This is a genomic window from Ramlibacter sp. MAHUQ-53, from assembly GCF_052600055.1.
The window spans coordinates 101,415-123,210 of record NZ_JBQWTS010000010.1 but is presented as its reverse complement, the minus strand read 5'-3'; the positions used below and the strand labels follow the sequence as shown (position 1 = coordinate 123,210).

General features: G+C 71.5%; 19 protein-coding genes. 11 read left to right on the top strand and 8 right to left on the bottom strand.

Annotation, left to right across the window (positions count from 1 at the left end; translation table 11 throughout):
* The 4 genes from tcuB to panD all read right to left on the bottom strand — a co-directional run bounded on the left by tcuB (nt 1) and on the right by panD (nt 4,045).
* Nucleotides 1-1,173, bottom strand: coding sequence for a tricarballylate utilization 4Fe-4S protein TcuB (gene tcuB, locus ACT80S_RS15630; RefSeq protein WP_377417483.1), 1,173 nt, complete (start codon nt 1,171-1,173; stop codon nt 1-3).
* Nucleotides 1,160-2,575: an FAD-dependent tricarballylate dehydrogenase TcuA gene (gene tcuA, locus ACT80S_RS15625; protein WP_377417481.1), complete on the bottom strand. Its 1,416-nt coding sequence runs from the start codon at nt 2,573-2,575 to the stop codon at nt 1,160-1,162. The genes tcuB and tcuA overlap by 14 nt, the downstream gene beginning before the upstream one ends.
* Nucleotides 2,576-2,737: 162 nt before the next feature.
* Nucleotides 2,738-3,631 (bottom strand): LysR family transcriptional regulator, encoded by an 894-nt coding sequence (locus ACT80S_RS15620; protein ID WP_377417479.1) that lies wholly within the window; start codon nt 3,629-3,631, stop codon nt 2,738-2,740.
* A gap of 33 nt (nt 3,632-3,664) precedes the next feature.
* Nucleotides 3,665-4,045 carry an aspartate 1-decarboxylase gene (gene panD, locus ACT80S_RS15615; protein ID WP_377417477.1) on the bottom strand — a complete coding sequence of 127 codons (381 nt, stop codon included), beginning with the start codon at nt 4,043-4,045 and terminating at the stop codon, nt 3,665-3,667.
* Between the two features lie 126 nt (nt 4,046-4,171).
* Here panD and ACT80S_RS15610 point away from each other — a divergent pair, with 126 nt between their 5' ends.
* From ACT80S_RS15610 to ACT80S_RS15595, 4 genes are all read left to right on the top strand, one after another.
* A complete protein-coding gene (locus ACT80S_RS15610; RefSeq protein ID WP_377417475.1) occupies nt 4,172-5,035 on the top strand; it encodes a fumarylacetoacetate hydrolase family protein in 864 nt (287 codons plus the stop codon).
* 132 nt (nt 5,036-5,167) lie between these two features.
* Nucleotides 5,168-6,433, top strand: a complete 1,266-nt coding sequence (locus ACT80S_RS15605) for an efflux RND transporter periplasmic adaptor subunit (RefSeq protein ID WP_377417473.1) — start codon at nt 5,168-5,170, stop codon at nt 6,431-6,433.
* A 9-nt stretch (nt 6,434-6,442) separates the two neighbouring features.
* Nucleotides 6,443-9,613 carry an efflux RND transporter permease subunit gene (locus ACT80S_RS15600; protein ID WP_377417471.1) on the top strand — a complete coding sequence of 1,057 codons (3,171 nt, stop codon included), beginning with the start codon at nt 6,443-6,445 and terminating at the stop codon, nt 9,611-9,613.
* Nucleotides 9,610-11,004, top strand: coding sequence for an efflux transporter outer membrane subunit (locus ACT80S_RS15595; protein ID WP_377417469.1), 1,395 nt, complete (start codon nt 9,610-9,612; stop codon nt 11,002-11,004). Before ACT80S_RS15600 ends, ACT80S_RS15595 begins: the two co-directional genes overlap by 4 nt.
* A gap of 3 nt (nt 11,005-11,007) precedes the next feature.
* On the opposite strand, the gene ACT80S_RS15590 is transcribed toward ACT80S_RS15595, so the two are convergent.
* Entirely contained in the window at nt 11,008-11,937 is a 930-nt protein-coding gene (locus ACT80S_RS15590; protein WP_377417467.1) for a LysR family transcriptional regulator, read from the bottom strand.
* A gap of 123 nt (nt 11,938-12,060) precedes the next feature.
* Between ACT80S_RS15590 and ACT80S_RS15585 the strand changes: the two genes are divergently transcribed.
* From ACT80S_RS15585 to ACT80S_RS15570, 4 genes are read left to right on the top strand one after another with little or no spacing between them, the layout of a single operon-like run.
* The gene (locus ACT80S_RS15585) at nt 12,061-12,924 is read left to right on the top strand and encodes a fumarylacetoacetate hydrolase family protein (RefSeq protein WP_377417465.1); all 864 of its coding nucleotides are present in this window, start codon (nt 12,061-12,063) and stop codon (nt 12,922-12,924) included.
* A 55-nt stretch (nt 12,925-12,979) separates the two neighbouring features.
* The gene (locus ACT80S_RS15580; protein WP_377417463.1) at nt 12,980-13,957 is read left to right on the top strand and encodes a Bug family tripartite tricarboxylate transporter substrate binding protein; all 978 of its coding nucleotides are present in this window, start codon (nt 12,980-12,982) and stop codon (nt 13,955-13,957) included.
* 32 nt (nt 13,958-13,989) lie between these two features.
* Entirely contained in the window at nt 13,990-15,201 is a 1,212-nt protein-coding gene (locus ACT80S_RS15575) for a 3-hydroxybenzoate 6-monooxygenase (RefSeq protein WP_377417461.1), read from the top strand.
* Nucleotides 15,198-16,238 (top strand): cupin domain-containing protein, encoded by a 1,041-nt coding sequence (locus ACT80S_RS15570; RefSeq protein ID WP_377417459.1) that lies wholly within the window; start codon nt 15,198-15,200, stop codon nt 16,236-16,238. Before ACT80S_RS15575 ends, ACT80S_RS15570 begins: the two co-directional genes overlap by 4 nt.
* A 24-nt stretch (nt 16,239-16,262) precedes the next feature.
* Here the strand turns inward: ACT80S_RS15570 and ACT80S_RS15565 are convergent, their stop codons facing one another.
* Nucleotides 16,263-17,393, bottom strand: coding sequence for a saccharopine dehydrogenase family protein (locus ACT80S_RS15565; RefSeq protein ID WP_377417457.1), 1,131 nt, complete (start codon nt 17,391-17,393; stop codon nt 16,263-16,265).
* Between the two features lie 113 nt (nt 17,394-17,506).
* Here ACT80S_RS15565 and ACT80S_RS15560 point away from each other — a divergent pair, with 113 nt between their 5' ends.
* Nucleotides 17,507-17,731, top strand: coding sequence for an oxidoreductase-like domain-containing protein (locus ACT80S_RS15560; RefSeq protein WP_377417455.1), 225 nt, complete (start codon nt 17,507-17,509; stop codon nt 17,729-17,731).
* Between the two features lie 61 nt (nt 17,732-17,792).
* Here the strand turns inward: ACT80S_RS15560 and ACT80S_RS15555 are convergent, their stop codons facing one another.
* A complete protein-coding gene (locus ACT80S_RS15555) occupies nt 17,793-18,698 on the bottom strand; it encodes a LysR family transcriptional regulator (protein WP_377417454.1) in 906 nt (301 codons plus the stop codon).
* A 107-nt stretch (nt 18,699-18,805) separates the two neighbouring features.
* Here ACT80S_RS15555 and ACT80S_RS15550 point away from each other — a divergent pair, with 107 nt between their 5' ends.
* Together ACT80S_RS15550 and ACT80S_RS15545 are read left to right on the top strand one after the other, a co-directional pair.
* Nucleotides 18,806-19,789, top strand: coding sequence for a TerC family protein (locus ACT80S_RS15550; RefSeq protein ID WP_377417452.1), 984 nt, complete (start codon nt 18,806-18,808; stop codon nt 19,787-19,789).
* Between the two features lie 49 nt (nt 19,790-19,838).
* Entirely contained in the window at nt 19,839-21,125 is a 1,287-nt protein-coding gene (locus tag ACT80S_RS15545) for an MgtC/SapB family protein (protein WP_377417450.1), read from the top strand.
* A gap of 122 nt (nt 21,126-21,247) precedes the next feature.
* Here the strand turns inward: ACT80S_RS15545 and ACT80S_RS15540 are convergent, their stop codons facing one another.
* On the bottom strand, nt 21,248-21,727 hold the full coding sequence (locus ACT80S_RS15540; protein WP_377417448.1) for a phasin family protein: 480 nt from the start codon (nt 21,725-21,727) through the stop codon (nt 21,248-21,250).
* Nucleotides 21,728-21,796 lie beyond the last annotated feature (69 nt).

The following is a 21,796-nucleotide window of genomic DNA, read 5'->3' as shown; positions in this document are numbered from 1 at the left end:
TCAGTCGGCCGCCAGGCCGACCGGGTTGGGGCGGCGCTTCTCGACGTTGTGACGCAGGAGCGCCGCGGTGCGGAACACGCCGTGGGCGAACTTCCCATAGGGCAGCGTGGCGAACAGCGCCATCACCGCGCCGAGGTGGACGCACAGGAGCAAGGCGAGCGCGGGCGTCGAGCGGGCAAGCCACAGCGCGAGTCCGCTGGCGGCGGTGAGGAACAGCAAGGCGATGAAGCCCCGGTCCATCGGCCGCTGCGCCGCGTCGCCATGTTCCGCCTGCCGGCGCAGGTTCAGGCGCCACAGCCAGGCGGTGCCGGCCGCCAGGCTCACGCCGCCCGCCACTCCCAGCAGCTTGGGCAGGGACGGCAGGTCGTACGGCGCGGCCCACCCGAACAGGTAGTGGTAGAGGGTCGCCACGCTGGTGGCGGCGAAGCACAGCAGGAAGCCGTAGAAGGTGAGGTGGTGGGCGCGGCGGCGCGCCAGGGTGTAGGCGTCGTCGTCGTTGTGGCAACCGTCGCCGTGGCCGCCGTCCAGGTACTTCAGGCGCAGCACGTCGTGCGCGGTCTCGGCCGCTTCGGGCAGGCGCGCGGGCTGGCCGCTGGTGGCCGGCGTGACCTCGCGCCAGAAGCGGCGCACGCCCATGCCCAGGGCGAAGGTGACGAACAGGAAGACCGGGGCGAACAGGGCCACCAGCAGGTTGTGCGGGAAGATGCCGTAGAAGCCCGCCGAGGCATCGGCGCCCCACAGCGAGCCCTTCATCGCCGCGGCCAGCGCCATGAAGGCCGCGAGCGCCACCGCCAGTGCCAGGGACAGGGTGAGGCCGTTGCGGCGGTACAGCGCCCCGAGGGCGGGCGGCCAGGCGTAGTCGGCATAGGTCTGGCCGCGCACCCGGGCCATCGACTGCGGCACGTTGATCGCGAACTCGTGTGGTGGCGCGTACTGGCAGGCGTGCAGGCAGGCGCCGCAGTTGTGGCACAGGTTGGCGAGGAAGTGGATGTCGGCCTTGCCGAACTCCAGCCGCCGAGTCATCGCCGGAAAGACCGCGCAGAAGCCCTCGCAGTAGCGGCAGGCATTGCAGATCTGCATCTGCCGGGCGACTTCGGCTTCCGGGCCGGTGAGCACGACGTCCCCCTGCGCCAGGGCGCAGGCGTCGCGGGTGAGGGCTTCAAGCGCCTGCATGTGCGGTGACTCCTTGCTGCTTCGCGGCGCGCGCCGCCTGCGTTCCGGCGATGCGGCCGAAGGCCGTGCCGATGCTCATGCCGACGCCGGCGGTGTAGCCCTTGCCCAGCACGTTGCCGGCCATCATTTCGCCGGCCACGAACAGGTTGTCGCTGGGCACGCCGCCGAAGCGGACGGCGGCCGTCTCGTCGGTCTTCAGCCCGAGGTAGGTGAAGGTCACGCCGGGACGCAGCGCATAGGCGTAGAACGGCGCCGTGTCGATGGGGCGCGCCCAGTGCGTCTTGGCCGGGGCCACGCCCTCGGTGCGGCAGTCGTCCAGCGCGGTGTGGTCGAAAGTGCCGGGGCGGCAGGCGGCGTTGTAGTCGGCGAGCGTGCGGGTGAAGGTGGGAACGTCCAGGCCGAGCTTGGCGGCGAGCTCCGGCAGGCTGTCCGCCTTGACGCCCGGGAACACCGGCGGCATGAAGCGGCCGATGGCCTTGGCGTCGATGATGGAGTAGCCGATCTGCCCCGGCTGCTGCGCCACCAGGCGGCCCCAGATGGCGTAGCGCTTGGGCCAGAAGTCCTCGCCCTCGTCATAGAAGCGGCGGGCCTCCCGGTTCACCACCACGCCCAGCGAGACGCAGTCGATGCGGGTGCAGATGCCGCCGTCGTACAGCGGCGCCCGGGCGTCGATGGCCACCATGTGCGCCTGCGTCGGGTCGCCGATGCGGTCGGCGCCGTGGTCGTCGAGCAGGTGGCGAAGCAGCACCCCCTGGTTGAAGCGCGTGCCCCGGATCAGGAAGTTGTCGGCCGGCCACTCGCCGTGCGCGTTGCGGCCCCAGGCCTCGCGCAGCCAGGCGCGGTCGGATTCGAAGCCGCCGGCGGCCAGCACGCAGGCCTTCGCCTCGATGCGCTCGCCCCGGCACCAGGCGGCGACGAAGCGGCCGTCCCGCAACTCGATGCGGTCCACCGGGGACTCGTAGCGCACCTGCACGCCCAGCCTCCCGGCGCTGCGGTAGTAGGCATTGACCAGGGCCTTGCCGCCGCCCATGAAGAAGGCATTGGTGCGGGCCACGTGCAGCGCGCCGGACAGCGGCGGCTGGAAGCGCACGCCGTGCTTGCGCATCCAGTCGCGGCAGGTGGACGAGGCGCGGATGGTCAGGCGTGCGAGGTGTTCGTCGGTGAGCCCGCCGGTGACCTTGAGCAGGTCCTGCCAGAACTCCTCCTCGGGGTAGGCGTCCACCAGGACGTCCTGCGGCGCGTCGTGCATGCAGCGCAGGTTGCGGGTGTGGCTGGAATTGCCGCCGCGCCAGGCGCGCGGCGCGGATTCCAGCAGCATCACGCTGGCGCCCGCTTCGGCGGCCATCAGGGCCGCGCAGAGGGCGGCGTTGCCGCCGCCGATGACAAGCACGTCGGTGCCCATGGGATTCTTCGCTCGGTTGAAAGACCGGCAGATTCTCCCGAGGCCCCCTTCATGAGTGAAATGAAAAACCGGGCGCTATTGTTGCGGTTGGCGCATAAGTGGCCGAGACGGCCCTAGGGTGTGTCATCGGATTCCCCGGGCCGGGGAATCCGATGACACACCCTAGTCGTCGATCCGGACGCCCCGGACCAGGTCCGCGAAGGCCTGGGCGGCCGGCGACAGCGTGCCGCGGGCAGGCCGCAGCAGGACCACCTTGCGCCGTACCACCGGGTGGGTGAGCGGGATCTTGTGCACGCCGGGGCGGTCCCCCTTGCGGAAGGTGGAGGAGGGCAGGATCGCGCTGCCCACGCCGGCGGCCACGAAGTTCACCGCGGTGGCATGGTGCTGCACCTCGTAGTTGCCATGCAGGCGGATGCCCCGCTTGGCGAGCTGGTAGTCCATGAAGACGCGGGTGGCGGTGAAGCTGCTCACGCCGATCAGGTCGGCGTCGCGCATGTCGGCCCAGGTCACCGAGCGCCGCGCCTGCAGCGGGTGCGGGGCGCGGCAGATGAAGACGAGCGGGTCCGCCAGCAGCACGGTCTCCGCCAGGTCGGGGTGCTTCTCGCCCTGCACCGCGATGCCCAGTTCGGCCTGGCCCGCCAGCACCGCGTCGCGCACCTCCTGCGAGGCGCCGTCCAGCAGGCGGATGCGGTTGTCCGGGTACTGCCCGGCGTACTGCTGGATGACCTTGGGGAGCACGTGCGAGGTCATCGAGGGGATGCAGGCCAGGGTGAAGTGGCCGCGGGCGCGCAGCGACATGTCCTTGAGCCGGTCCACCGCGGCGGTCATCTCCTGGACGATGGCGCGGGCCTGGGGCAGGAAGTCGCGGCCGACGGCGGTCAGGTCCACGCGCCGCGTGGTCCGATCGAGCAGGCGCAGGCCGAGGTAGGCCTCCAGCTTCTGGATGCGGCGTGTCAGGGCGGTCTGCGTGATGTGCAGTTCGCTCGCGGCCTTGCTGAAGCCGCCCAGTTCGGCCACCGCGACGAAGGCCTGCACGCCGTCGAAATCGATCTTCATGGAATCGCTCCTGGCGTGCGGCCCGGGCCGGCGTCAGGGCTGCTGCACGGGCACGGCGTGCCGCAGTTCCTTCTGGCGGTTGGCCTCGTCCACGAACACCAGCTTGGGCTGGTGCTCCTTCACCTGGGTCTCGTGGACCTGGGCGAAGCTGGCGATGATCAGCAGGTCGCCCACGCTGGCGCGGCGCGCGGCGGAGCCGTTGACCGAGATGATGCCGCTGCCACGCTGCGCGCGGATGGCGTAGGTCACGAAGCGCTCGCCGTTGTTGATGTTCCAGATGTGGACCTGCTCGTTCTCCATGATGTCGGCGGCATCGAGCAGGTCTTCGTCGATGGCGCAGGAGCCTTCGTAGTGGAGTTCGGCGTGGGTCGCGGCGACGCGGTGGATCTTGGATTTGAGCAGGGTGCGGAACATGGCAGTCGGTCGGGCCCCGGGGGCCCCGGATTGGTGCGGCGCATCATACCGGCCGGCGCAGTAACCCGGGAGACCCCCGCGGGCCGAGGGCTCGGCCAGAATCCGCGCATTCCACGGAGGTATCGCATGCAACTTTGCCGCTTCGACGACGACCGCCTTGGCCTGGTGCAGGGCGAGGAGGTCCTCGATGTCACCGAGGCCCTGCAGGTGCTGCCCGCCTGCCGCTATCCGCTGCCGCGGCATGACCTGCTGGTGGCGAACCTCGAGGCGGTGTGCGCCCGGGTGCGCCAGCTCGCGGCGCAGCCCGGCGCCGTGCGCCGCCCGCTGGCCGGGGTGAAGCTCCTGAGCCCCGTGGCCAACCCGGGCAAGGTGGTGGCCGCGCCGGTGAACTACATGAAGCACCTGCAGGAGGCGCGTGACGACTCGGGCATCCACCACCAGAACCAGATCGGCGAGATCCAGCGGGTGGGCCTGTTCCTGAAGGCGACCAGCTCGGTGGTGGGGGCGAGCGCCGGGGTGGCGATCGCGCGGCCCGAGCGGCGCAACGACCACGAGATCGAACTGGTGGCGGTGATCGGCAAGGCCGGCCGCCACATCCCCGCGGCGCAGGCGCTGTCGCACGTGGCGGGCTACTGCGTGGGGCTGGACATGACGGTGCGCGGCCCCGAGGAGCGCAGCATGCGCAAGTCGCCCGACGGCTACACCGTGCTGGGTCCCTGGCTGACCACGGCCGACGAGGTCGGCGATGTCGGCAACCTGGAGCTGCTGATCGAGGTCAATGGCGAGGTGCGCCAGCGCGCCAGTACGCGGGACCTGATCCTGGGGGTGGCGCAGTTGATCGAGTTCGCCTCGTCGTTCTACACGCTGCAGCCGGGCGACATCCTCATGACGGGCACGCCCGAGGGCGTCTCGCAGGTCTTCCCGGGCGACCGCATGGTGGCGCAGATCACCGGCCTGGGGCGGATCGAGGTGGATGTGCACACGCTTTGAGGCCGCTGGCAAGCGGCGGCGCGAATGGCCTTCGGGCAACGGGCGGGCTTTACCGAACTGACACGGTGGCGCCGGGGCGCGTCGATACACTGCGCGGTCCGGTCACTGTCACGGCCGGCTCCACCGATCCCCATGCCCAAGAGCCCTCTCCGATTCCTCGCGGCCGGCGCCTGCCTGGCCGCTGCCGTCTTCCTGTCCGCCTGCAGCAAGGGGCCCGGCCAGGGCGGGGGGCCGCAGGGCGGGGGCATGCCGCCGGCCCAGGTCGGAGTCGTCACCGTCACGCCGGGCACCGTGGGCCTGCAGACCGAGCTGCCCGGCCGCCTCGAGGCCTCGCGCGTCGCGCAGGTCCGCGCCCGGGCCACCGGCATCGTGCAGGAGCGGGTGTTCCGCGAGGGCTCCGACGTGAAGGCCGGCCAGCTCCTGTTCCGCATCGACCCGGCGCCATACAAGGCCGCCCTGGCCAGCGCCCAGGCTTCGCAGGCCCGCGCCCAGGCCAACCTGGCCGCCGCCGCCGCGCTGGCTGACCGCTACAAGCCGCTGGTCGAGGCCAACGCGGTGAGCAAGCAGGAGTACGCCAACGCGGTCGCCGCGCAGAAGCAGGCCGAGGCCGAGGTGGCCGCGGCGCAGGCCGCCGTCACCACCGCGCAGATCAACCTGGACCAGGCCTCGGTCACCTCGCCCATCGCCGGGCGCATCGGCCGCGCCCTGGTCACCGAGGGCGCACTGGTCGGCCAGGCCGAGTCCACGCCGCTGGCGCTGGTGCAGCAGATCGATCCGCTGTACGTGAACTTCACCCAGTCGGCCAACGAGGCCCTGGCCCTGCGCCGCGCCCTCGAGCAGGGCCGCCTGCAGCGCGCCGCCCGGGCCGAGGGCGCCGCGGTGCGGGTGCTGCTGGAAGACGGCAGCGAGTACCCGCTGGCGGGCCGCCTGCTGTTCTCCGACCTCACCGTCGACCCCGCCACCGGCCAGGTCACGCTGCGCGCCGAGGTCCCCAACCCCAAGGGCCAGCTGCTGCCGGGCCTGTATGTCCGCGTCCGCCTGGAGCAGGCCCGCGCCGGCAACGCGGTGCTGCTGCCGCAGCAGGCCGTCACCCGCACGCCGCAGGGCGACACGGTGATGGTGGTGGGCGAGGGCGGCCAGGTGGCGACCCGGCCGGTCAAGGTGGGCGATGCGCAGGCCGGCCAGTGGGTGATCCTCGACGGCCTGAAGGCCGGCGAGCAGGTGGTCGTCGACGGCTTCCAGAAGATGATGCCGGGCGCCCCGGTCAAGCCCGTGCCCTGGACCGGCGGCAAGCCGGCGGCCGCGGCCAGCGGCGCCTCGGCCCCGGCCTCCGCCCCCGCGCCGGCCGCTTCCGCCGCCCCGGCTGCCCCGGCCTCCGCCGCCTCCCAGCGTTCCTGAGGCCGCGCCATGGCCAAGTTCTTCATCGACCGCCCGGTCTTCGCCTGGGTCATCGCGCTGTTCCTGATCGTGCTCGGCGCGGTCGCCATCAAGCAGCTGCCGATCGCCCAGTACCCCTCGGTGGCGCCGCCCGCCATCGTGGTCTCGGCCACCTACCCGGGGGCCTCGGCGCGCACGCTCGAGGAGAGCGTGATCAGCATCATCGAGCAGGAAATGAACGGCTCGCCCGGGCTGATCTACATGGAGTCGGTGGCCCAGGCCAACGGCACCGGCCAGATCACCCTGAGCTTCGACCCCGGCACCAATCCCGACCTGGCCCAGGTCGACGTGCAGAACCGCCTCGCGCGCGCCTCGCCGCGCCTGCCCAGCGCGGTGACGCAGCAGGGCGTGCGGGTGGAGAAGTCCCGCTCGAACTTCCTGCTGTTCGCGATCCTCTCCTCGGACGACCCCAAGTTCACGCCGGTCGACCTCGGCGACTACGCCGCCCGCGCCGTGCTGCCCGAGATCCAGCGGGTGCCGGGCGTGGGCCAGGCCCAGCTGTTCGGCACCGAGGCCGCCATGCGCGTGTGGATCGACCCGCAGAAGCTCGCCGCCTTCAACCTCTCGGCCGCCGAGGTCAACGCCGCGATCCGCGCGCAGAACGCCCAGGTCTCGGCCGGCACCCTCGGTGACCTGCCGAACATCGCCGGCCAGGGCATCTCGGCCACCGTGGTCGTCAACGGCCAGCTCTCGAGCGTGGAGCAGTTCTCCAACATCGTCCTGCGCGCCGGCGCCGACGGGGCCGCCGTGCGCCTGAAGGACGTCGCCCGCGTCGAGCTCAATGCCCAGACCTTCGCCACCTCCGCCCGCCTGAACGGCAAGCCCTCCACCGGCATCGGCGTGCAGCTGGCGCCCACCGGCAATGCCCTGGCCACCGCCGACGCGGTGCGCAAGCGCATGGGCGAGCTGGCGGCCTACTTCCCCGCCGGCATGAAGTGGGACATGCCCTACGACAGCTCGCGTTTCGTGCGCATCTCCATCTCCCAGGTGGTCGAGACCCTGGTCGAGGCCGTCATCCTGGTGTTCCTGGTGATGTTCCTGTTCCTGCAGGACTGGCGCTACACGCTGATCCCCACCCTGGTCGTGCCGGTGGCCCTGCTGGGCGCCTTCGCCTCGCTGCTGGCCCTGGGCTTCTCGATCAACGTGCTCACCATGTTCGGCATGGTGCTGGTGATCGGCATCGTGGTGGACGACGCCATCGTGGTGGTGGAGAACGTCGAGCGGATCATGAGCGAGGAGGGGCTGCCGCCGCGCGAGGCCACCCGCAAGGCCATGGGCCAGATCCAGGGCGCCATCATCGGCGTGACCGTGGTGCTGATCTCGGTGTTCGTGCCGCTGGCCTTCTTCGCCGGCTCCACCGGCAACATCTACCGCCAGTTCGCGGCGGTGATGGTCTCGGCCATCGCCTTTTCCGCGCTGATGGCGCTGTCGCTCACGCCGGCCCTGTGCGCCTCGCTGCTCAAGCCGGTCGAGGCCGGCCACCACCACGAGAAGCGCGGCTTCTTCGGCGCCTTCAACCGCGGCTTCGCCCGCACCGCCAAGGGCTACGAGTCGCTGGTCGCGCGCCTGCTGCGCAAGGCCGGCCGCTCGCTGGTCGTCTACGGCGCCATCGCCGCGGTCGCGGGCGTGGTGTACCTGCGCCTGCCCACCTCCTTCCTGCCGGCGGAGGACCAGGGCTACATGCTGGTGAACGTGCAGCTGCCCCCGGGGGCCACGCAGGAGCGCACCCGCTCGGCGATGGAGCAGGTCGAGGGCTTCATCCTGAAGCAGCCCGAGGTCCAGAGCATGGTCGGCGTGCTGGGCTTCTCCTTCTCCGGCCAGGGCCAGAACGCGGCGCTGGCCTTCGTCACCCTCAAGGACTGGGACGAGCGCAAGGGCGAGGCCCACTCCGCGCAGGGCGTGGCCGGCCGGGCCTTCGGCGCGCTCATGGCGGTGCGCGACGCCTTCATCTTCCCCCTGAGCCCGCCCCCCATCCCCGAGCTGGGCACCGCCTCCGGCTTCACCTTCCGCCTGCAGGACCGCGCCGGCAACGGCCCGCAGGCCCTGCTCGACGCGCGCAACCAGCTGCTCGGGATGGCCGCGCAGAGCAAGGTCATCACCCAGGTCCGCCCCGACGGCCTGGAGGACGCGCCGCAGCTGCAGCTGGACATCGACCGCGACAAGGCCCAGGCCCTGGGCGTGTCCTTCGACGCCATCAACAGCGTGCTGTCCACCGCGCTGGGCTCGGCCTACATCAACGACTTCCCGAACCGCGGCCGCCTGCAGCGGGTGATCGTCCAGGCCGACGCGCCGGCGCGCATGCAGCCGGCCGACCTGCTGCGCCTGAACGCGGTCAACGCCAAGGGCCAGCCGGTGCCGCTGTCGGCCTTCGCGTCGACGCGCTGGGTCTCCGGCGCGATGCAGGCGGTCCGCTACAACGGCTACCCCGCGATGCGCATCTCCGGCGCGCCCGCCCCGGGCTACAGCACCGGCGCCGCGATGGCCGAGATGGAGCGCCTGGCCGCCCAGCTGCCCGCCGGCTTCGCCTACGAGTGGACCGGCCAGTCGCGCGAGGAGAAGCTCGCCGGCGCGCAGGCGCTGGTGCTCTATGGCTTCGCCATCCTGGCGGTGTTCCTGTGCCTGGCGGCGCTGTACGAGAGCTGGTCGATCCCGCTGGCGGTGATCCTGGTCGTGCCCCTGGGCGTGCTCGGGGTGCTGGTGGCGACCTGGCTGCGCGGCTACGCCAACGACATCTACTTCCAGGTGGGCCTGGTGACCATCATCGGCCTGTCGGCGAAGAACGCCATCCTGATCATCGAATTCGCCAAGGACCTGCAGGCCCAGGGCAAGGGCCTGGTCGAGTCGGCGCTGGCCGCCGCGCACCTGCGCTTCCGCCCCATCCTCATGACCTCGCTGGCCTTCGGCCTGGGCGTGCTGCCGCTGGCCATCGCCACCGGCGCGGGCTCGGCCAGCCAGCGCGCCATCGGCACCGCGGTGATCGGCGGCATGTTCACCGGCACGGTGCTGGCGGTGTTCTTCGTCCCCGTGTTTTTCGTGGTGGTGCGCGGCCTGTTCAAGGACAGCGAGCGCCAGCGCCGCCTCTACACCCACGCCAACGACGCCGAGCCGCCCCCGGGCGCGCGCGCAGGAGACCAGGTATGAGCCGCACGACCTTCCGCCTCGCCCTGGTGGCCGCGGTCGCGGCCCTGGCCGCCGGCTGCAGCCTGATGCCGGCCTACGAGCGCCCCGCCGCGCCGGTGTCCGCGCAGTGGCCCCACGCCGCCGCCCCGGAGGGCGCGCCGGCGGACGCCCTGGCCTGGCAGCGCTTCTTCACCGACGCGCGCCTGCAGGCGCTGCAGGCCACCGCGCTTCGCAACAACCGCGACCTGCGCATCGCCCTGCTGAACGTGGCCCAGGCCCGCGCCCAGGTCACCGTGCGCGAGGCCGACCGCTTCCCCACTGTGGGGGCCGGCGTGGCCGGCTCGCGCGCGCCGAACTCGAGCGGCGGCACCACCACCTCGTACACCGCGGGCTTCACCGTCACGGCCTGGGAGATCGACCTGTTCGGGCGCCTGGCCAGCCTGGGCGAGGCCGCCGGCGCGCAGTACCTCGCCAGCGAGGAGGGCCGCAGGGCGGCCCAGTCCGTGCTGCTGGCGGGCGTGGCCAGCACCTGGCTGCAGCTGGCCGCCGACGAGTCCCTGCTGGCGCTCACCCGCCAGACCCTGGCCACGCGCGAGGACTCGCTGCGGCTGGTCAAGCTGCGCTTCGACAACGGCGCCTCGTCCGCGCTGGACCTGCGCCAGGCCGAGTCGCTCGCCGAGTCGGCCCGCGCCGCGCTGGCGCAGCAGGAGCGCCAGCGGGCGCAGGACCTGAACGCGCTGTCGCTGCTGCTCGGGGCGCCCGCGCCCGCCGATGCCGGCCGCGGCGTGGACCTCGCCGCCCTTGCGCTGCCGGACCTGCCGGCCGGCGTGCCTTCCGAGGTGCTGGCGCGCCGCCCGGACGTGCGCCAGGCCGAGCAGCTGCTGGTGGCGGCCAACGCCAGCATCGGCGCGGCCCGCGCGGCCTTCTTCCCGCGCATCTCGCTGACCGCCAGCCTGGGGCTGGCGAGCAAGGACCTGTCCGACCTGTTCGCCGGCGGCACCTGGGCGTATGCCGCCGCGCCGCAGGCGCTGCTCACGGTGTTCGACGCCGGCCGCAACCGCGCCAACCTGCGCTCGGCCGAGGCCGCGCGCGACATCGCGGTGGCGCAGTACGAGCGGGCCATCCAGTCGGCCTTCCGCGAGGTGGCCGACGCCCTGGCGGGCCGCGCCACCTTCGGCGAGCAGCAGCAGGCGCTGGAGCGCCAGGCCGCGGCCGAGGCCGCGCGCCTGCGCCTGGCAACGCTGCGTCACGACGCCGGCGTCGCCAGCTCGCTGGAGCTGCTCGACGCGCAGCGCTCGCTGTTCGCGGTGCAGCAGTCCGCGATCCAGGTGCGGCTGGCGCGCCTGCAGAACCAGGTGCAGCTGTATCGCGCGCTGGGGGGCGGCTGGGTGGACGAGGCGGGTGCCCGCTGACCCTCAGCGCGCCGCCTCGGCGGCCTTGCGGGGCAGCGGCAGCCCCTGCGCGGTCTCGTACACCAGCGACCGCAGCCAGGCATTGCCCGGGTCGCGGTGATAGCGGTCGTGCCAATACTGGTTCACCAGGTACGTCGGAAACCGAAAGGGCAGCGAGACGATCTTCACCCGGTTGCGCGAGGCGAAGATCGTTCCCAGGCGCAGGGGCACGATGGCGACCAGGTCGGAGCTGGCCAGGACCTCGCTGAGTCCGAGAAACGATGGCACGCTCACGCCGAAGGTGCGCTGGACGCCCTTGCGCTCGAGGATCCGGTCGACGATGGAGTGGGCCGTGGCCGGCAGCATCACCTTCACATGGCGCTCGCGCTGGAACTGTGCCAGCGTCATGCGTTCGCCGATGCGCGGATGGTCACGCGAGACCAGGCAGGCGAAGCCCTCGTCGAACAGCTTCTGCTGGTAGTGGCCGGCCTTGATCTCGGCGGTGAAGCCCATGGCCAGGTCGGCCTCGCCTGTCTCGAGCTGGCGGGCGGTGTCATGGGTCAGGTCGCCCACTTCGAGGGTCACCTGCGGCGCGGCCTGGTGGACGCGCGAGAGCAGGCGCGGCAGCAGCGTCATCTGCCCCACGTCGGTCATGCAGATGCGGAAGCGCCGCGTGATGCCCGCAGGCTCGAAGGCCGCGGGCCGTTCCAGGCCCTGGTCCAGCAGCTGCAGGGCCTGGCGAACCACCGGTGCCAGTGCCTCAGCGCGCGGGGTGGGGTGCATGCCGCCCGAGGTGCGGACGAACAGCGGGTCGTCGTAGTGCGAGCGCAGCTGACCGAGGGCGATGCTCACCGAGGACTGGCTCAGGCCGACGGCGTCGGCCGCTCGGGTGACGTTGCGGGCGGCGTGCAGCGCGAGAAAGATCCGCAGGTGGCGCAGGTCGAGGTCGCTCAAGTCCGGTCCTGATTATTGATAAATCCGATTGAGGATATGAAGGTCGTTCCATTGTATTGATAGTGGCGGCTGCCTAGAGTTCGCTTCAACGCCCGCCGGGCGAGGAACCGACGAACACACCACATGAAACTTTGCCGCTTCAATGACGACCGCCTGGGCCTGGTGCAGGGCGAAGAGATCCTGGATGTGACCGAGGCGCTGCAGGTACTGCCCGCATGCCGCTACCCGATGCCCCGCCACGACCTGCTGGTGGCCAACCTGGACGCGGTGTGCGCACGGGTTCGCGAGGTGGCCGCCCACGGCGGCGGCGCACGGCATGCCGTGGGGTCGGTGACGCTTCTCAGCCCGGTGGCCAACCCGGGCAAGGTGGTCGCTGCGCCGGTGAACTACCTCAAGCACTTGCAGGAGGCCCGCGAGGACTCCGGCATCCACCACCAGAACCAGATCGGGGAGATCCAGCGCGTGGGCCTGTTCCTGAAGGCCAACAGCTCGGTGGTGGGCGCCAGTGCCGGGGTCGCGATCGCACGCCCGGACCGCCGCAACGACCACGAGATCGAGCTGGTCGCGGTGATCGGCAAGGCCGGCCGCCACATCCGTGCGGCCGACGCGCTCTCGCACGTGGCCGGCTACTGCGTGGGCCTGGACATGACGGTGCGCGGCCCCGAGGAGCGCAGCATGCGCAAGTCCCCCGACGGCTACACGGTGCTCGGGCCCTGGCTGACGACGGCCGATGAGGTGACGGACGTGAACGCGCTGGAACTGCTGATCGAGGTCAATGGCGAGGTGCGCCAGCGCGCCAATACCCGTGACCTGGTGCTGGGGGTGGCGGCGTTGATCGAGTTCGCCTCGTCCTTCTACACGCTGCAGCCAGGCGACATCCTGATGACAGGCACGCCCGAGGGCGTCTCGCAGGTCTTCCCGGGCGACCGAATGGTCGCTCAGATCACCGGCCTCGGCCGCCTGGAGGTGGCGGTCCGCGGCAACTGACGCTCCCGCCCGAACGACATCCATCCAACATCCACGAGGAGACACCTTGAACCCCATGTCCCGATCCCGCCGTGCAGCGTTGAGCCTGGCCCTTGCCCTGGTGGCCTCCGGTGCCTCGGCCCAGGTCCCTGCCGCGAAGTGGCCCGCTTCGCCGGTGCGCTTCGTCGTGCCCTTCCCCGCGGGCTCGGCGCCCGACGTCCTGATCCGATTCGTGGGTACCAAGCTGACGGAGAAATGGGGGCAGCCGATCGTGGTCGACAACAAGCCCGGCGGCAGCGGCGTCATCGGCATGACCGCCATCCTCAATGCGCCGGCCGATGGCAGCACGTTCGGCTTCGTGCAGGGGTCGGCGATCTCCGTGGCGCCCAGCATCATCAAGGGCGTCACCTATGACTTCAATCGCGACTTCGTGCCCGTCACGCTGGCCGCCGTCCTGCCCTTCGTGCTGGCGGTGCCCGCCGACTCGCCCTACAAGACGCTGGCCGACGCGCTGGCCGCCGCCAAGGCCAGCCCGCAAGGCCTCGAGGTCGCGGATGTCGGCCGCGGCACCGGACCCCACCTCGCCGCCTCGCTGCTGGCGATGCAGTCGGGCGTGCAGTTCCTGAACGTGCACTACCCCGGTGGCGCCCAGGCCATCCAGGGCACCCTGGGCGGACAGACGCAGATGATGGTCGACTCCTACAACGTGGTCGCCGGCAACGTGCAGGGCGGCAAGCTGAGGGTCCTCGCCTCGATGGGCGACCGCGTCGAGCCCGGGCTCGAGCAGTTCCCCCTGGCCAGCAAGACGGTCCCAGGCGCCGTCGCCTCGGGCTGGTTCGCCGTCATCGCCAGGAAGGGCGTCGATGCGAACGTGCTGGCCCAGTTGAACCGGGATATGGGCGAAGTCCTGCAGCGGCCCGACGTCGTGGCCCGCTCCCGCGAGCTGGGCACCTACCCCCGCCCGGGGACGCCCGAGCAGCTGGCACGGCACATCGCCGAGGACCGCAAGACTTGGCAGCGGGTCCTCGACCGGCTGAACCTGCGTGCCGATTGACGCCCGAATTTCAATGTCCTGGAGAGAGTCGAATGAATGATGCGTCCCTGCCTGTCCTGGTTGCCGGTGGCGGCATAGGCGGCCTGTCTGCCGCCCTGGCGCTGGTGCGACAGGGCTTCCGTGTGAAGGTCATGGAGCAGGCGCCCGAGATCGCCGAGATCGGCGCCGGCATCCAGCTGGGGCCCAATGCGTTCCACGCCTTCGATGCCCTGGGCATCGGCGACCAGGCCCGCGCCCTGGCGGTCTACACCGATTACATGGTGATGACCGATGCCGTCGACGGAGCCACAGTCGCACGGATCGAGGCCGGCGAGGCGTTCCGCGCGCGCTTCGGCAATCCCTATGCGGTGATCCACCGCGCCGATATCCACCTGTCGCTGTTTGACGCGGCGCGGGCCAGCGGGCAGGTGGAATGCCTCACCTCGACCCGCGTCGAGCGCATCGAGCAGGACGGCCGGGGCGTCACGGTGTTCGACCAGCGGGGTGAGGCCCACCGGGGCGTGGCCCTGGTCGGTGCGGACGGCGTGAAGTCGGTGGTGCGCCAGCAGTACGTGGGCGACCCGGCGCGCGTGACCGGCCACGTGGTCTACCGCGCCGTGGTCGACAAGAAGGACTTTCCCAAAGACCTGCAGTGGAATGCCTCCAGCTTGTGGGTCGGCCCCAACTGTCACTTGGTGCACTACCCGCTGCGCGGGGGCGAGCAGTACAACGTGGTCGTGACCTTCCACAGCCGCCGGCAGGAGGAGTGGGGCGTGACCGAAGGATCGAAGGAAGAAGTCGAAAGCTATTTCCAGGGCATTTGCCCGCAGGCGCGCCAGCTGATCGAGCTGCCCAAAAGCTGGAAGCGGTGGGCCACCGCCGACCGCGACCCCATTGCGCAGTGGACTCATGGCCGCGCCACCCTGCTGGGCGATGCGGCCCACCCCACCACGCAGTACATGGCGCAGGGCGCCTGCATGGCGATGGAGGACGCGGTGACCCTGGGTGAGGCCCTGCGCGTGAACGACAACGACTGGACGAAGGCGCTGGACCTGTACCAGCGCTCACGCGTCGCCCGCACCGCGCGCATCGTGCTGTCCAGCCGCGAGATGGGCCGCCTGTACCATGCCAGCGGCGTCGAGCGCCTGGTACGCAACGAGCTGTGGCGAGGTCGCTCCCAGGCGCGTTTCCATGATGCGCTCGAGTGGCTGTATGGCTGGAATGTGGCCAACTGCCTGTCCACTGCGACGGAGGGGGCGCAATGAAAGACCTTGGATCCCTCGCTGACCTGCCCCAGGAGTACGTCGAAGACCTGCGCAAGCTGAACCTGGTGCCGCTGTGGCCCAGCCTGCGCGGCGTGCTGCCGCCGAAGGTGCCGACGCGCCAGACCCGGCCCACCCACTGGCCGTATGCGGCGATCAAGCCGCTGCTGCTGAAGTCCGGTGAACTGACCCCGATCGAGAAGGCCGAGCGGCGCGTGCTGGTGCTGGCCAACCCGGGCCATGGCCTGGAGAAGATGCAGGCCTCGGCCGCCATGTACCTGGGCCTGCAGCTGCTGCTGCCCGGCGAGTGGGCCCCCAGCCACCGCCACACGCCCAACGCGGTGCGCATGGTGGTGGAGGGCGAGGGCGCCTGGACCACGGTGGAAGGCGAGAAGTGCCCCATGGTGCGCGGCGACCTGATCCTCACCCCCACCGGCCTGTGGCACGAGCACGGCCATGACGGCGACCAGCCCGTGGTCTGGCTCGACGTGCTGGACCTGCCCCTGGTGTACTACATGGAGGCCAGCTACCACGTCGACGGCCAGCGCCAGCACGTCAAGCCGGCCCACGGCGACCGCGGCTATGCGCGCGGCGGCGTCGCGCCCACCACGGTGTTCCAGCGCGCGGACAAGCGCTACCCGATGCTGCGCTACCCGTGGGCCGATGCCCGCGCGGCGCTGCTATCGCTGGCCCAGGACCGGCCCGACCAGGAGTGCGTGCAGGTCACCTACGTCAATCCGGAGACCGGCGAGGACGCCGAGAACATCCTGGGCTTCTACGCCCTGATGCTGCGCCCGGGCCAGACCCTGCGCCTGCCGGCGCGCTCGCCGGCCCAGGTGTTCCACCAGATCGAGGGCCGCGCCGAAGTGACCGTGGAGGGCAGCGCGCCGTTCACGATGGTCGAGGCGGACACCTGCTGCGCCCCGGGCTACACCGCGGTCACGCTGCGCAACCTCTCGGCCGGCCAGCCGGCCTTCGTCTTCCTGGCCGACGAGTCCCCGCTGCACCGCAAGCTCGGCGTCTACGAGGACCGCGGCTGACGCCGCCCGCCCCGCGGCCTGGGGTCAGGCGACCTGCCGCCGCGCCGCCGGGGTGAGCTCCCCATCGTCCAGCTCCACGTAGTAGTGCCCCACCTGCGTGGCCAGGAACTCGGGCAGCGGCACTTGCTCCTGCCGCACGAAGCCCTGCGAGGGCAGCCGGCCGGCGCGAAGCAGCTCGAACACGCCCACCACGCCGGCGGCCGTGGTCAATTCGATCGCGGTGCGGCGCTGCCCGCGCAGCAGCCCGCCGGTGATGCGCGCCAGCCGCGTCTCCTGCTCGAAGCGGCCCTCGCGCAGTCCGGTGGCCGAGGCGAAGACGATCACCAGGTCCTGCCGGCTGTGGGGCACCGCATGCTCCAGCACCTGCCGCAGCAGGTCGCGCCGCTCCACCAGGCGCAGGTCGTGCAGCAGGAACTGCATCGCCGCGCGGTGGCCGGGGTAGCGGATGGTCTTGTAGTCGAGGTTGCGCACCCGGCCCGCCAGGGTCTCGCACAGCGTGCCCAGGCCGCCCGAGGTGTTGAAGGCCTCGAACTCCTCGCCCGCCAGGGTGAAGGTCTCGTGGCCCTCCAGCGGCTGCACCTGCACCGGCTTGCCCTGCACGATGGCATCGCAGGGATTGCAGTACTCGTTGATGACGCCGTCGATGCTCCAGGTGAAGTTGTAGCGCAGGCTGTTGGTGGCGTTGCGCGTGAGGGCGCCGACCCGCAGGCGCAGGTCGTAGAGCGTCTCGAAGCGCTGCGCGAGGTGGCCGCCCAGCATGCCGATCACGCCGGGGGCGAGGCCGCACTGCGGCATCAGCACCGCGCGGGCGTCGACGGCGAGGCGGCGGATGGCGGTGGTGGCGGCGACGTCCTCGGTCAGGTCGAAGTAGTGCGCGCCGTGCGAGGCCGCGGCCCGGGCCACCCGCTCGGCGAGGTAGAAGGGCAGGGCGTTGATCACCGCCTCGTGGCCGGCGAGCAGGGCGTCGAGCGAGGCGTCGTCGGCGAGGTCGGCCGCGACCCGCTGCACCAGCGAGTCATCGGGCGCGGCGTGGGCCGGGACGCGGTCCGCCAGGGTGACCGGCAGGCCGTGGACCTGGGCGACCATGTCGGCCACCGTGCTGCCCACCTTGCCCGCGCCCAGCACCAGCACCCTGCGAATGTCGGCATGTTCCATGGCGTCCTCCGGACCCGGCGATGACGGCTCCATCGTAGGCCGATGCGCCGCGCCGCGGAAGGCCCGGCCCGGGTCGATCCGCGCCGGCCCGGAGGCGGCGGCACAATCGCCCCGTGAGCCTGCAGCCCCCGCCCCGGGTCCCCGCCAACGTCGACGCCGCCCGCGCGCGCATCGCGCAGGTGCAGGCGCGCGTGGCGGCCGCCGGCGTGGCGATGCGCCCGCCACCGCCCGAGCCCACCACCTGCTGCGGCCGCGGCTGCAACGGCTGCGTCTGGGAGGGCTTCTACGAGGCGCTCCAGTACTGGCTGGACGAGGCCCAGCTGCGGTTGGACGCCTGATTCACCGCGTCTCCCGCCCGGCCGCTGCCGTGGCGGCAGCCTGTCGACGCGGGCGGGCCGGTCAGGCCGCCCGCGGGCCGGTCAGGCGCCGCACCAGCCGGTGCTCCACCTTCTTCTGCCAGGTGATCGCGAAAAAGTGCTCCTCGACGCCCTCGCAGGGGCCCACCTGCTCGACGCCGTAGCGCGCGTGCAGCTCCTCGTCGACCATCGTGGCCGAGGGGAAGACGCCCAGGCCGCTGGCGCCGAAAGTCTTGAGCAGCGCGCTGTCCTCGAACTCGCCGGCGATGCGCGGACGCACCCCGTGCCGCTCGAACCAGTGGTCGATGCGATCGCGCAGCACGCCGTGGCCGGTGGGCAGGAGCACCGGCACCTGCGCCAGCGCCTCGGCCAGCGAGCCGGCCTTGCGCTGCACCGCCTTCAGCGTACGCGCCAGCTCGCGCGAGGCATACCAGGCGATGGCCGAGCCGCCCAGGGCATGGGTGTACAGCTTGAGGCTCGGGTTGGCCGGCGCGGGGCGGTCGGCCAGGATCAGGTCCAGCTTGTGCAATGCCAGCTCGCCGAGCAGGTCCTCGAACTCGCCGTCGTGGCACAGGAGACGCAGGTGCGGCTCATGGATCACCGGCTCGAGCAGGTGCCGCACCGCCAGCTTGGGCAGGCCGTCGGGGATGCCCACCGCCAGGCGCACGCCGGGCGCGCCCGCGGCATCGCGCACCGCCGCCGGCAAGGCCTCGCCGAGCTGGAAGATCTGGTCGGCCTGGCGCATCGCGGCCAGGCCCGCCTCGGTCAGCGCCACGCCCCGGCCCGCCGGCTTGAGCAGCGCGCAGCCCAGGTCGGCCTCGAGCTCGCGCACCTGGGTGGAGACGGTCTGCACCGCCATCCCCAGGCGCTCGGCGGCGCGGGACATGCCGCCCTCCCTGGCGACGACCCAGAAGTAGTACAGGTGGCGGTAGCTGAATCCGAGGCTCATGCGCGAATCTTCGCCTTTTCCGAAATGATCTTCAAGGAAATCGACATTTTTAAAGGAGCGATGGATCCCTATCGTGCGGGCTTCGCCTGCTTCACTCCCTCGCAAACATGGAAACCATCGCACCGGCCTGGCTCTGGGCCACCTTCATCGGCATCGTCCTGGTGTCGCTGTTCGTCGACTTCGTCGTCCTGAAGAAGCAGGGGGCCCACGAGATCGGGGTCAAGGAAGCCCTGAACTGGTCCATCGTGTGGGTGGCCCTGAGCTTCGCCTTCAACGGCCTGCTGTGGTGGGCGGTGCGCGACACCAGCGGCTCCACCGCGCTGGCCAACGAGAAGTCGCTGGAGTTCCTCACCGGCTACCTGATCGAGAAGTCGCTGGCGGTGGACAACATCTTCGTCTTCCTCCTGATCTTCACCTACTTCGCGGTGCCGCCCGCGTTCCAGAAGCGGGTGCTCATGATCGGCATCATCGGCGCCATCGTGCTGCGCACGATCATGATCCTGGTGGGCGGCTGGCTGCTGTCCAACTTCCACTGGATCCTGTATGTCTTCGGCGCCTTCCTGATCCTCACCGGCCTGAAGATGTGGTGGGCCGCCGGCCAGGAAAGCGACCTGGAGGACAACCCCGCGCTGAAGCTGCTTCGCAAGCTCATGCCCGTGAGCCAGGGCTTCGACGGCGAGAAGTTCTTCACCGTGGAGAACGGCAAGAAGATCGCCACGCCCCTGTTCATGGTGATCTGCCTGGTGGCGCTCACCGACGTGATCTTCGCGGTGGACTCCATCCCCGCCATCTTCGCGATCACGTCCGACCCCTTCATCGTGCTCACGAGCAACGTGTTCGCCATCCTGGGCCTGCGCGCGATGTACTTCCTGCTGGCCGCGGTCGCGGGCAAGTTCCACCTGCTCAATTACGGCCTGGCCGTGATCCTGGTGTTCATCGGCACCAAGATGTGCCTGGTCGACGTGTTCAAGATCCCGGCCCTGGTGTCGCTGGGCGTGGTGGTGGCGATCCTGGCCGTCACCATGATCCTGAGCGTGCGCACCGCCGGCGGCCCCGGCGCCGCCAAGCGCAGCGCCGGCGAGAACGCCTGACCGCGCCCGGCGGGGCGCCGGGGGACATCGCTGGCTATCATGGCCAGCGATGTCCCCCACCGAGCCTGACCTGCTGACCGCCGCGCGTGCCCTGGGCACGGCCCTGGCGATCGGCCTGTTCGTCGGCCTCGAGCGGGGCTGGCGTGAGCGCGAGGTGCGCGAGGGCGGGCGGGTCGCCGGTCTGCGCACCTTCGCGCTGATCGGCCTCATGGGCGGCGTGCTCGCCCTGGTCGCAGAGGCCTCGGTGCTGCTGCTCGGGGTCGGCCTGGCCTGCATCGCGGCGCTGTTCGCGGTGACCTTCCGCCGGGCCGCGAAGGACTCGGGCACGGTGAGCATCACCAGCGCCGTCGCCGCCCTGGTCACCTTCGCGCTGGGCGCCCTGGCGGCGCAGGGCCAGGAGGTGCTGGCGGTGGCCGCGGCCGTGGTGGTGACCCTGCTGCTCGGGATGAAGGACGTGCTGCACCGGTGGCTGCGCCGCATCCAGCCCGCCGAACTCAACGCGGTGCTGCAGCTGGCGGTGCTGTCCGCCGTGGTGCTCCCCCTGCTGCCGGACGAGGGCCTCGGGCCCTACGGCGCGGTCAATCCCTTCAAGGTGTGGCTGGCGGTGGTGCTGGTCGCGGCGCTCGCGCTCGCGGGGCATTTCGCCGTGCGCCTGCGCGGCGAACGACAGGGGCTGCTGTGGGCCGGCCTGCTCGGCGGACTGGCCTCGTCGACCGCGGCGACGGTGACGCTCTCGCGGCATGTGCGCCAGCAGGCCGCCCTGGCGCCCGCCGCCTCGGCGGCGATCGTCGCGGCCTGCGGGATGATGTTCATCCGCATGGCCACGGTGGTGGCCCTGCTCCAGCCCGACCTCGCCCTGCGACTGGGCGGGCTGCTGGCATGGCTGGGCCTGGCCTGCTTCGCGGTCGCCGCCTGGCAGTGGCGCGTGGCGCGCGACGGCGAGTCCGCGCCGGTGCCGCCGCAGGCCCGGCTGTTCGACCTGTCGACGGCGCTGGGCTTCGGCCTGGCGCTCGCGGTGGTGGCCGTGGCCTCGCGCGCGGCGCGGGAGGCGCTGGGCAATGCGGGCCTGTATGGCGTGGCCTTCCTGTCGGGGCTGGCCGACGTCGACGCCATCCTGATCTCCAGCGTCCAGATGCACGCCTCCGGCGAGCTCCCTGCGGGGCCCACGGCCGGCGTGATGCTGGTCGCCGCGTTCTCCAACATGGTGATGAAGGCCGGCCTGGCCTGGGGACTGGGCGGGCGCGCCGTGGGCGCGCGCGTCACGGCGGCTTACCTCGCCGTCCTGGCGGCCGGCGTGGCGGGGGCGGGCGCGGTGCTGCTGGCGCTGAGGGGCTGAGTCACCGTGTCTCCTGTCAAGCCGAAGCAGTTGCAGCGGCTTGACGCATGAGGGCGCGGACGCCGCAGCCGCAGCCGCAGTGGCGGTGGCGGTGGCGGTGCAGCCGTTCTGGCCGCTGTCGGTCAGTGGTGCCGCGCGCCGCCCATGCCGGCTGCGTGCATCGGCGCGGTGAAGACCGACTGCCAGGCCTGGAACAGCGGCGCGGTCGCCGCGTTCGCGGTGCTGCCCGCCATCTGCTGCGTCTGCTCCGCGGGCTTGAGGAACTCGTTCTGCGCCTTCAGCGAGGCGAGCAGCAGCTCCTGCGCGTACTGCGCCACCTCGCTCAGGCCCGAGAGCATCACGGTGGACTGGATCGCCATGAGCTCCGCGGGGCTGTTGGCGGTGCGCAGGCGGTCCGCCGTCTGCTCCTGCAGCAGCGCGGCGCGCTGGATCATGTGCTGCTGCGTCTGGTGGAAGGTGTCCATCGCGCGCAGCATCGCGCAGGCCGTGGTGGCGGTATTGGCCATTTGCTGGCGCGTGAGGTCCGCCACCGCCGCGGTGCCGGCGTTGAGGTCGCCATCGGGCGCACCCGTGGTGTCGCGCGAGTTGCTCTTGGTTGCCATGGTGATCACTCCTTCAGGTTTGAAAAAAGCCCGGGCATCCGCGGGACCTCAAGGTCTCGCGGATGCCGC